The sequence below is a fragment of the Bacillus sp. 123MFChir2 genome, from assembly GCF_000383235.1.
Lineage (GTDB): Bacteria > Bacillota > Bacilli > Bacillales > Bacillaceae_G > Bacillus_A.
Genome location: NZ_KB910995.1, coordinates 1 through 10,775 on the forward strand (window position 1 = coordinate 1; position 10,775 = coordinate 10,775).

General features: G+C 37.8%; 12 protein-coding genes and 1 riboswitch. All 12 genes read left to right on the top strand.

The annotated features are described in order from the left end of the window. The first annotated feature begins 188 nt into the window (after nt 1–188). Nucleotides 189–533: a toprim domain-containing protein gene (locus H280_RS0121815; protein ID WP_028411342.1), complete on the top strand. Its 345-nt coding sequence runs from the start codon at nt 189–191 to the stop codon at nt 531–533. A gap of 11 nt (nt 534–544) precedes the next feature. Continuing rightward, nucleotides 545–844, top strand: coding sequence for a thioredoxin family protein (locus H280_RS0121820; RefSeq protein ID WP_020063231.1), 300 nt, complete (start codon nt 545–547; stop codon nt 842–844). 154 nt (nt 845–998) lie between these two features. Then, a complete protein-coding gene (locus H280_RS0121825; protein ID WP_020063232.1) occupies nt 999–1,343 on the top strand; it encodes a hypothetical protein in 345 nt (114 codons plus the stop codon). A 128-nt stretch (nt 1,344–1,471) separates the two neighbouring features. Beyond that, a riboswitch (SAM riboswitch) is annotated at nt 1,472–1,579 on the top strand. A 284-nt stretch (nt 1,580–1,863) separates the two neighbouring features. Then, nucleotides 1,864–2,889, top strand: a complete 1,026-nt coding sequence (locus H280_RS0121830) for a methionine ABC transporter ATP-binding protein (RefSeq protein ID WP_020063233.1) — start codon at nt 1,864–1,866, stop codon at nt 2,887–2,889. After that, nucleotides 2,882–3,547, top strand: a complete 666-nt coding sequence (locus H280_RS0121835) for a methionine ABC transporter permease (RefSeq protein ID WP_020063234.1) — start codon at nt 2,882–2,884, stop codon at nt 3,545–3,547. The genes H280_RS0121830 and H280_RS0121835 overlap by 8 nt, the downstream gene beginning before the upstream one ends. 77 nt (nt 3,548–3,624) lie before the next feature. Beyond that, nucleotides 3,625–4,437: a methionine ABC transporter substrate-binding lipoprotein MetQ gene (gene metQ, locus H280_RS0121840; RefSeq protein ID WP_020063235.1), complete on the top strand. Its 813-nt coding sequence runs from the start codon at nt 3,625–3,627 to the stop codon at nt 4,435–4,437. Between the two features lie 233 nt (nt 4,438–4,670). Further along, the gene (gene sufC / locus H280_RS0121845; RefSeq protein ID WP_020063236.1) at nt 4,671–5,456 is read left to right on the top strand and encodes a Fe-S cluster assembly ATPase SufC; all 786 of its coding nucleotides are present in this window, start codon (nt 4,671–4,673) and stop codon (nt 5,454–5,456) included. Between the two features lie 15 nt (nt 5,457–5,471). After that, nucleotides 5,472–6,764 (top strand): Fe-S cluster assembly protein SufD, encoded by a 1,293-nt coding sequence (sufD, locus tag H280_RS0121850; protein ID WP_020063237.1) that lies wholly within the window; start codon nt 5,472–5,474, stop codon nt 6,762–6,764. Next, nucleotides 6,764–7,984, top strand: coding sequence for a cysteine desulfurase SufS (gene sufS, locus H280_RS0121855; protein ID WP_020063238.1), 1,221 nt, complete (start codon nt 6,764–6,766; stop codon nt 7,982–7,984). The genes sufD and sufS overlap by 1 nt, the downstream gene beginning before the upstream one ends. Beyond that, nucleotides 7,974–8,402, top strand: coding sequence for a Fe-S cluster assembly sulfur transfer protein SufU (sufU, locus tag H280_RS0121860; RefSeq protein ID WP_020063239.1), 429 nt, complete (start codon nt 7,974–7,976; stop codon nt 8,400–8,402). Before sufS ends, sufU begins: the two co-directional genes overlap by 11 nt. Before the next feature lie 49 nt (nt 8,403–8,451). After that, nucleotides 8,452–9,849: a Fe-S cluster assembly protein SufB gene (gene sufB, locus H280_RS0121865; protein ID WP_020063240.1), complete on the top strand. Its 1,398-nt coding sequence runs from the start codon at nt 8,452–8,454 to the stop codon at nt 9,847–9,849. 228 nt (nt 9,850–10,077) lie between these two features. Then, nucleotides 10,078–10,775 (top strand): thiol-activated cytolysin family protein (locus H280_RS0121870; protein ID WP_020063241.1); only part of this gene is annotated, 698 nt, incomplete at its 3' end.

Consider the following 10,775-nt stretch of genomic DNA (forward strand, 5'->3'; position numbering starts at 1 on the left):
GGTGGCTTCGCTTCTTCCTGCGAGGTAAAAAGCACCTCTACGTCAGAAGCTCCATCCCCCTCACATTCTGCCCAAGCCGCTTCCGCTTTTAATCACAAAAATAAACAGGAAACAACATTAAAATATCGAATATACTATATACTAAAGGCAAGGTTGTATCATAGTATATGGTGATCGGGTGATGCCAAGTGGTCTATGTGGAAAAAGTAATTATTGTTGAAGGTAAGTCAGATAAGAGAAAGATCGAAACGATTATTAGAGAACCGGTGGAAATTGTTTGTACAAATGGTACAATTGGTTTGTCGAAAATGGATGAACTCATTGACCAGCTTTATGATAAAGAAGTGTATGTTCTTGTGGATGCAGATGATGCAGGAGAGAAATTACGCAAACAGTTTCGCCGAGAATTTCCACATGCTGAACATATTTACATTGATCGTTCGTATCGAGAGGTTGCAACTGCACCGTCATCTCATTTAGCGAACGTTTTATGGGGAGCTGACATTGACGTCTATACAGAATTTTTACGGTAAGGAAGGGTACAATGATCGATTGGACAGGATATGAAGCAGAAGTTGCAGTTAGAGACAAAGAAAAAACGGTGTTATATGTATATACGCTAATGTGTGGTACGTGTCAGCTTGCAAAAAAAATGCTAACGGTTGTTGAGGCAACGTTGCCTCATTTAGAAATTGGAATGCTAAATGTAAATTATGCACCGCATTTTGCGCGAGAGTATCAAATTGAAAGTGTTCCATGTTTACTTATATTTGAGAAGAACCAACTTGTAAAGAAAATATACGCATTTCAATCTGTGGAATATTTATATATGGAATTACAATAGGCGGCAAAAATTTTGCCGCCTCGACATATTTCTTGGGAAATAGTAAGAAATAAATGGTTTTTTGTACAGCTTTTGTCGAGAGAATGATACAGGAGAGTGCGTGATAAAAATGGAATGGTAATATGTAAAGCGTGATATGGGGAGTGTGATAAAGATGAAATTGTATTCACTGCTTCAATCATTTGTAACATATGCCAATACGCAATATCACTTAGAACCACTATTACCACAATTTGAAAAAGTTGTTTGTTTTACTTTCCAAGATGAATGTTATTCATTGAATATTTCAAGAGAGAAAATTGAACTTATAAATGGTGCGGTTGGAACAGAAGAAATTGTTTGTTTTCAAGAAACAGATTTGCGGTTATTAATTACAGGACAAGTTCGCTTGCAGTCATTATTGCGCCGAAATGCGATTACATATAGAGGGACATATCGAACGATGTTATTATTAGAATCCGTATTTCATATTTGTAAACCGTTAAGAGTAGGTGCTTAACTTTCAGAAAGTTTATTTTTTTGCTAAAAATTTCTGTTGACATCTATTTCATGCGTTGATACAATTCAAAACATAAAATAACGAAAACTTCATAACGATAAAATCAGACGAAATTTATATCTGATTTTCTCTTATCAAGAGTGGTGGAGGGACTGTGCCCTATGAAACCCGGCAACCGTCAACTTATGTTGAAATGGTGCCAATTCCTGCAAAGCGAATGCTTTGAGAGATGAGAGGAAAGGATAATGGTAATTTATGTATATAAACCTTTCTGCTCATTTTAAAGCAGAAAGGTTTTTTTGTTGTTTCGGTGTAAGGAGGACGCTTGAACAACAAAACGTTTTTATAGTGATGGCGGAGAGCCGCATACGCTTTTTATAATCTAGCTTCAGCGGCTAGAATGGTCGGTGGCTTCGCTTCTTCCTACGAGGCAAAAAAACGCCTCTGCGTCAGAAGCTCCATCCCCCTTCCATTCTGGGCAAGCCGCATACGCTTTTTAATTAAAAAAGGGGTGACATCTATGATCATTTTAGAAAATGTAAAGAAAATATATCGCTCTAAACACGGTGATGTTATCGCTGTGGATGATGCGAATTTACAAATAGAAAAAGGCGAGGTTTTCGGGGTTATCGGTTATAGCGGTGCCGGAAAGAGTTCGTTAATTCGTTTGTTTAATCAATTGGAGAAGCCGACGTTTGGAAAGATTACGGTTGGAGAGCGTGTGATTTCGGCAATTACAGGTAAGGAACTTCGAGAAGCACGTCAAGAAATTGGAATGATTTTCCAACACTTCAATTTACTTTGGTCACGAACTGTTCGTGAGAATATTGCTTTCCCGCTTGAAATTGCTGGGGTGACAAAAGAGAAACGAAGTCAGCGTGTAGATGAGTTAATTCGTCTTGTTGGTTTAGAAGGACGAGGAGATGCGTATCCATCTCAGCTAAGTGGTGGACAAAAGCAACGCGTCGGTATTGCGAGAGCGTTAGCAAATAATCCGAAAGTTTTATTGTGCGATGAAGCAACGTCGGCATTAGATCCAGAAACGACAGATCAAATTTTAGATTTGCTTCTCGATATTAATAAGCGTCTTGGGTTAACAATTGTACTCATTACACATGAAATGCATGTTATTCAAAAAATTTGTAACCGTGTTGCTGTTATGGAAAAAGGAAAGATTGTTGAAAGCGGCAGCGTGTTGGATGTATTTCGTAATCCGCAACAAGATATTACAAAGCGCTTCGTTAAGCAAATAACAGATTCTGAAGATGCAGATGAAGCAATTGAGCATTTAGCAGAGAAATACCCGGAAGGAAAGGTCGTGAAACTGCAATTTATTGGTGAAGCAGTAGAAAGACCAGTTTTACAGGATTTAATGAAACAAGAGGGAGTGGAAGTGAGCATTCTGCAAGGAAATATTGCACAAACGACAAACGGGGCGTATGGAAGCTTAATTGTCCACTTAAATGGCGATGAAGATGTGGTTGCAAAAGCGGTTGCAACGATTCAACAAGAGCAAGTCGAGCTGGAGGTGATTGCACATGGATAATCTGCTTCAAAATATCGATTGGGATACAATGCTAGAAGCTACTAGAGAAACGTTATATATGACGACGGTTGCGACACTGGCAACATTTGTACTGGGTCTTATTCTTGGATTATTACTGTTTCTTACAGGAAAAGATAATTTATGGGAGAACAAATCGATCAATGTTGTCATTGGTACGTTTGTAAATATTTTTCGTTCTATCCCGTTCATCATTTTAATTATTTTACTCATTCCATTTACGAAGTTTCTTCTAGATACCATTCTTGGAGCAAGTGCTGCACTGCCAGCATTAATTGTTGGAGCAGCACCGTTTTATGCAAGAATGGTTGAAATTGCGCTTCGTGAAATTGATAAAGGTGTCATTGAAGCATCGAAAGCGATGGGGGCAAAGACCAGTACAATTATTTTAAAAATACTGATACCAGAATCTTTGCCAGCACTCATTTCGGGTATTACTGTAACGGCAATTGCACTTGTTGGTTACACAGCGATGGCCGGAGTAGTTGGTGCAGGCGGCCTTGGGACACTAGCTTATTTAGAAGGATTCCAACGCAATAATAACGATGTAACTCTTATGGCAACAATTCTTGTACTTGTAATTGTATTTATTATTCAAGTACTTGGTGACTTCTTTACGAAGCGGCTTGATAAAAGATGAAGAAGAGTTTTCGTCTCAGACGAAGACTTTCTATAAAAAAACTATTTTGAATATTGAAAAAGGAAGGGTGTCATAACATGAAAAAGGTATTATTTTCAGCACTTATTGCTGTATTTGTATTTGCATTAGCTGCTTGTGGTAGTAGCGAAAAAGATAAGAAAACACTTGTAGTGGGTGCTTCTAACGTACCCCATGCAGTTATTTTAGAAAAGGCGAAACCACTATTAGAGAAAAAGGGAATTACATTAAAAATAAAAAAATTCCAAGACTATGTACTACCAAACCAAACGTTAGCTAGTAAAGATTTGGATGCGAACTACTTCCAACACATTCCGTATTTAGAGAAAGAGATCCAAGAAAAAGGATATAAATTTGTAAATGCAGGAAAAATTCATCTAGAGCCGCTGGGAATTTACTCTAAGAAATATAAAAGTTTAAAAGACCTTCCAAACGGCGGGACAGTAATTATGAGTAATAATGTATCAGAGCGCGGACGTATGTTAGCACTTCTGCAAAAAGGCGGCGTTATTAAACTGAAAGACGGCTTAGATGTTGTAAAAGCAACAGAAAAAGATATTGTAGAAAATCCGAAAAACTTGAAATTTAAAACGGATGTTGAACCAGGTCTTACACCAAAGTTATATGAGAACAATGAAGGTGATGCAATATTCATTAACTCAAACTACGCAATTGATGCAAAGTTAAACCCAACAAAAGATGCAATTGCGATTGAAGGACCAGATTCTCCTTACGCAAATATTATTGCTGTTCGTAAAGGTGACGAAAATAGAAAAGAAATTAAAGAACTTGTAGAAGTATTACATTCAAAAGAAATTCAAGATTTTATTAAGAAAGAGTACAAAGGTGCGGTAATTCCTGTAAGTGAATAAGGCGAAAAGGGCTAAATTTTCTTAGCCCTTTTTTCTTTATATTAATAAGAAGAAAGGTGTATCATAAGGTACGATGAAGGAATACTTATATACATTTGTGAAAATTTTTCTACATTTTTTCAGCGTTTGCAGTATCATTTTATTTGATATAAGATTAGAATGAGAATAAAATGAGAATGTGAATGTTTTAGTAACTTTTAAAATGTATATAGAGAATTATTGGAGGTATAGAGATGGCTGGTTCTACATTAACGATTAAAGATTTACATGTATCAATTGATGGCAAAGAGATTTTAAAAGGTGTAAACCTTGAAGTAAAAGGTGGAGAAATCCATGCAATTATGGGACCTAACGGAACAGGTAAATCAACTTTATCTTCTGCAATTATGGGTCACCCAAAATATGAAGTAACACAAGGTAGCATCATCATCGACGGTGAAGATGTATTAGAAATGGAAGTAGATGAGCGTGCACAAGCTGGTCTATTCTTAGCGATGCAATATCCAAGTGAAATTAGCGGAGTAACAAACGCTGACTTCTTACGTTCTGCAATTAATGCACGACGCGCGGAAGGCGATGAAATTTCTCTTATGAAATTTATCCGTACATTAGATAAAAATATGGAATTCCTAGAAATGGATCCAGCAATGGCACAACGTTATTTAAATGAAGGTTTCTCTGGCGGTGAGAAAAAACGTAACGAAATTCTTCAATTAATGATGATTCAGCCAAAAATCGCAATCTTAGACGAAATTGACTCTGGTCTTGATATCGATGCATTAAAAGTTGTATCTAAAGGTATTAACGAGATGCGCGGCGAAGATTTCGGTTGCCTAATGATCACGCACTACCAACGTTTATTAAATTACATCACTCCAGATCATGTACACGTTATGATGAATGGTCGTGTTGTGAAATCTGGCGGCCCTGAGCTTGCACAACGTTTAGAAGCTGAAGGTTATGACTGGATTAAGAAAGAACTAGGTATTGAAGACGAAACAGAAGAGCAAGAAGCGTAAGAGAGGAGCATAAACATGACAATTGGTACATTACCTTTCGATCAAGATTCTATCCGTCAACTTGCAAGCGAAGCGAATGAAGCTGCTTGGTTGACTGAGTTCCGCTTACAAGCTCTTGCAAAGGCAACTGAACTTCCAATGCCAACACCAGATAAAACGAAAATTGATAAATGGGATTTTATCGGCAAAGGTAAAACTGTAAAGCAAGAGCCTGTAGGTTCTTTTGAAGAACTTCCAGAAGCAGTGAAAAATATAATTGATGAAAATAATAACGTACTTGTACAGCGCAGTGGTACAACTGCATTCGTTTCTTTAGCAGAAGAAGCAAAAACAAAAGGCGTTATTTTTACAGATATCGTAACAGCTGCAACTGAGCATGCTGAACTAGTGCAAAAGTATTTAATGAAAGACGGCGTGAAAGTTGATGAGCACCGTTTAACAGCTCTTCATGCTGCATTAATTAACGGCGGTGCGTTCGTATACGTTCCGAAAAACGTTGTTCTTGAAACACCACTTCAAGCTGTATTCTTAGTAGACGGCGAAGAAGCAAACGTTTATAACCACGTATTATTTGTTGCAGATGCAAATAGTTCTGCAACATATGTAGAAAACTACGTGGCAAATGAAACTGTTACAGGTATTGCAAATATCGTGGCAGAAGTCATTGTAGAGCAAGGCGCACAAGTGAAATTTGGTGCGGTTGACTTATTAGCGAAAGGCGTGACAGCTTACGTAAACCGCCGCGGCGTAGTAGGACGAGACGGACGTCTTGAGTGGGCATTAGGTCTTATGAACGATGGAAATACAATTTCTGAGAACGTAACGAACTTAATGGGCGACGGTTCATTTGCTGATACAAAAACAGTAACAATCGGTCGTGGGTCTCAAACGCAAAACTTTACAACAAAAGTTGTTCACTTCGGTAAACATTCTGAAGGTTTCATCTTAAAACACGGTGTTCAAAAAGATAGTGCAACATCTATCTTTAACGGAATTGGTAAAATTGAGCACGGTGCATCTAAATCAAATGCACAGCAATCTTCTCGCGTTCTTATGTTAAATGAAAAAGCACGCGGTGATGCAAACCCAATCCTTTTAATTGATGAAGACGATGTAATGGCAGGGCACGCAGCTTCTGTAGGGCGCGTAGATCCTACACAACTATACTACTTAATGAGCCGTGGTATTCCGAAGAAAGAAGCAGAACGTCTAGTCATCCATGGATTCTTAGCACCTGTAGTAAATGAGCTTCCAATCGAAGGAGTAAAAGCACAGCTTGTTGAGGTAATCGAAAGGAAAGTTCGCTAATGGATATTCATGAAATACGCAAACAGTTTCCAATTCTTGATCAAAAGGTGAACGGAAAACAACTTGTTTATTTCGACAGTGCGGCAACTTCTCAAAAACCGATTCAAGTTATTGAAACGTTAGAACATTACTATAAAGAGTACAATTCGAATGTGCATCGCGGTGTTCATACGCTTGGTACGAAAGCAACCGATGCATATGAAGGCGCACGTGAGAAAGTTCGTAAGTTTATTAATGCAAAATCGATGGCAGAAATTATTTTTACACGCGGTACAACAACGGCGTTAAATACAGTTGCGGCAAGTTATGGTATGGAAAATGTAAAAGAAGGTGATGAAATTGTCATCTCTTACATGGAGCACCATAGTAATATCATTCCTTGGCAACAAGTTGCAAAGAAAACAGGTGCAACGTTAAAATATCTTCCGCTTCAAGAAGATGGAACAATCTCTATTGAAGATGTTCGTCAAACGATTACGGAAAATACGAAAATTGTTTCCATTATGTACGTGTCAAACGTACTTGGAACGATTAACCCTGTAAAAGAAATTGCAGAAATCGCACATCAAAACGGAGCAATTATGGTCGTTGATGGTGCACAAAGTACACCGCATATGAAAGTAGATGTACAAGATTTAAACTGTGATTTTTACACTTTATCCGCTCATAAAATGTGCGGGCCTACAGGTATCGGCGTATTATATGGTAAGAAGGAATTGCTTAACAATATGGAGCCAGTTGAGTTTGGTGGTGAAATGATTGATTTCGTAGATTTACAAGAATCTACGTGGAAAGAGCTTCCGTGGAAATTCGAAGCAGGTACACCGATTATTGCGAATGCAATCGGACTTGGAGCGGCGATTGATTTCTTAGAAGAAATCGGTCTTGATCATATTGAAAAGCATGAACATGAATTAGCGCAGTATGCTTTAGAAAGACTATCAGAAGTAGACGGTGTTACAATTTATGGTCCAAAAAAACGTGCAGGTCTTATTACATTTAATATTGATGAAGTACATCCGCATGATGTGGCAACAGTATTAGATGTAGAAGGGATTGCGGTTCGTGCAGGTCATCACTGTGCACAGCCGCTGATGAAGTGGCTAAAAGCTTCTTCTACAGCACGTGCAAGTTTCTATCTATATAACACAAAAGAAGAAATTGATACATTTGTCGAAGCGCTGACGAAAACAAAGGAGTATTTCACAAATGTCATTTAATAATTTAGATACGTTATATCGCCAAGTTATTATGGATCATTACAAAAATCCACGTAACCATGGCGTATTAGAAGATAGTGTTACGGTGAATTTGAACAACCCAACTTGCGGCGATCGTATTCAACTTACGATGAAAGTAGAAGACGGGATTGTGCAAGAAGCGAAGTTTGAAGGAGAAGGTTGTTCCATCTCCATGTCTTCCGCTTCTATGATGACGCAAGCAGTAAAAGGAAAGAAAATTGAAGAAGCGCTTAAGCTTTCGAAAATTTTCTCTGATATGATGCTAGGAAAAGAGTATGATGACAGCATTGATTTAGGAGATATCGAAGCATTACAAGGTGTATGCAAATTTCCAGCGCGTATTAAGTGTGCAACATTAGCTTGGAAGGCGTTAGAAAAAGGCTTGGACGAAGAGTAATGCAGATCACTTCCTAAAAAAGAGGTTATCCAAGGAGGGACATACGAACATGGCGAAACAGCTGCCAGATATCGGCGATTATAAATATGGTTTCAAGGATAAAGACGTTTCGATTTTCCGTGCTGAGCGCGGTTTAACAAAAGAAATCGTAGAAGAGATTTCACGTATGAAAGAAGAACCACAGTGGATGTTAGACTTCCGTTTAAAATCCCTGGATCACTTCTATGAAATGCCAATGCCACAATGGGGCGGAGACTTAAATGATTTAAACTTTGATGAAATTACGTACTACGTAAAACCATCTGAGAAATCTGAGAAGTCTTGGGATGAAGTACCTGATGAAATTAAAGCAACATTTGATAAATTAGGTATTCCAGAAGCAGAGCAAAAATATTTAGCGGGTGTATCTGCACAGTACGAATCTGAAGTTGTATACCACAACATGAAAGAAGACCTAGAAGCACTAGGAATCGTCTTCAAAGATACAGATAGCGCATTAAAAGAGAACGAAGATATTTTCCGTGAGCATTTCGGAAAAGTAATTCCGCCAACAGACAACAAATTTTCAGCGTTAAACTCTGCAGTTTGGTCTGGTGGATCATTCATCTACGTTCCAAAAGGTGTAAAAGTTGATACACCACTTCAAGCGTATTTCCGTATTAACTCTGAAAATATGGGACAATTCGAACGTACGCTTATTATCGTTGACGAAGGCGCACACGTACACTACGTAGAAGGTTGTACAGCGCCTGTTTACACAACAAACTCACTTCACAGTGCGGTAGTAGAAATCATCATTAAGAAAGACGCATATTGCCGTTATACAACAATCCAAAACTGGGCAAACAATGTATATAACCTAGTTACAAAACGTGCAGTTTGCGAAGCAAACGCAACGATGGAATGGATTGACGGTAACATCGGATCAAAATTAACGATGAAATATCCAGCTGTTATCTTAAAAGGCGAAGGCGCTCGCGGTTTAACATTATCAATCGCGATTGCTGGTAAAGGCCAACACCAAGATGCTGGTGCGAAAATGATTCACTTAGCACCAAATACATCTTCAACAATCGTTTCTAAATCGATTGCAAAACATGGTGGTAAAGTAACTTACCGTGGTATCGTACACTTCGGACCAAAAGCGACAAACTCTCGCTCTAACATCGAGTGTGACACATTAATCATGGATAACCAGTCTACATCTGATACAATTCCTTACAACGAGATCAAAAACGATCACGTTTCACTTGAGCACGAAGCGAAAGTATCAAAAGTATCAGAAGAACAATTATTCTACCTAATGAGCCGTGGTATTTCTGAGCAAGAAGCAACAGAAATGATCGTAATGGGCTTCATCGAACCATTCACTCGCGAACTTCCAATGGAATACGCAGTAGAAATGAACCGCCTAATCAAATTTGAGATGGAAGGTAGTATTGGATAAGGGGGCCCAACTCCTTAAATGATACCCTTCAATCTTTTGAAGAAAATACGTGTCTGTAGTGACTTTCACCTTTGCGTGCTTAAGTCGCTCGGACACGTATTTTATTTTTGGCGAAGTTTTCTTATTGCCGTTCTTAGTTTGTTTCATTTGTTCTTTATTATATTAAAATAATTGAACGAAAAAGAGGGAATATATGATATAATTTCCCTAAAAAAGGAGGCGAGTTTTTTGAAATTTTTAAATCATGTTAAAGCAACAAAATTTCTAGTATGTTTATCGGTTGGTTTATGCACTATTAATTATTCATCTCTTTCTTTTGCTGAAACACAAACAAGTAATTCAGCTAATGCACCAAAACAAGTTATTGATATTGATACTGGCATAGGAAATTTAAAGTATGATAGTAGAGATATTTTAGCAGTAAATGGTGATAAGGTAGAGAGTTTTGTTCCGAAAGAAGGTACAAATTCAAATGGTAAATTTGTAGTAGTTGAACGTGAGAAAAAATCACTTACAACTTCACCAGTGGATATTTCAATTATTGATTCTGTGGCTAATCGTACTTATCCAGGGGCAGTACAACTTGCAAATAAAGCTTTTGCAGATAATCAACCTAGTTTATTAGTGGCTAAGAGAAAACCTTTGAACATTAGTATAGACTTACCTGGCATGAGAAAAGAGAATACAATTACTGTCCAAAATCCTACATATGGTAATGTGTCTGGAGCAGTAGATGAGTTAGTATCTACTTGGAATGAAAAGTATTCAAAAACAAATACGTTACCTGCAAGAATGCAGTATACAGAATCTATGGTGTATAGTAAATCTCAAATCGCAAGTGCTCTTAATGTTAACGCTAAGTATCTTGACAATGCACTGAACATTGACTTTAACGCTGTTGCAAATGGAGAGAAAAAAGTGATGGT

Bases quoted from the DNA above. Each gene is read 5' to 3' on its own strand.
- sufS (WP_020063238.1), top strand. From the start codon at position 6,764: ATGGATATTCATGAAATACGCAAACAGTTTCCAATTCTTGATCAAAAG.
- H280_RS0121830 (WP_020063233.1), top strand. From the start codon at position 1,864: ATGATCATTTTAGAAAATGTAAAGAAAATATATCGCTCTAAACACGGT.
- sufU (WP_020063239.1), top strand. From the start codon at position 7,974: ATGTCATTTAATAATTTAGATACGTTATATCGCCAAGTTATTATGGAT.
- sufC (WP_020063236.1), top strand. From the start codon at position 4,671: ATGGCTGGTTCTACATTAACGATTAAAGATTTACATGTATCAATTGAT.
- H280_RS0121825 (WP_020063232.1), top strand. From the start codon at position 999: ATGAAATTGTATTCACTGCTTCAATCATTTGTAACATATGCCAATACG.
- H280_RS0121820 (WP_020063231.1), top strand. From the start codon at position 545: ATGATCGATTGGACAGGATATGAAGCAGAAGTTGCAGTTAGAGACAAA.
- sufB (WP_020063240.1), top strand. From the start codon at position 8,452: ATGGCGAAACAGCTGCCAGATATCGGCGATTATAAATATGGTTTCAAG.
- H280_RS0121835 (WP_020063234.1), top strand. From the start codon at position 2,882: ATGGATAATCTGCTTCAAAATATCGATTGGGATACAATGCTAGAAGCT.
- metQ (WP_020063235.1), top strand. From the start codon at position 3,625: ATGAAAAAGGTATTATTTTCAGCACTTATTGCTGTATTTGTATTTGCA.
- sufD (WP_020063237.1), top strand. From the start codon at position 5,472: ATGACAATTGGTACATTACCTTTCGATCAAGATTCTATCCGTCAACTT.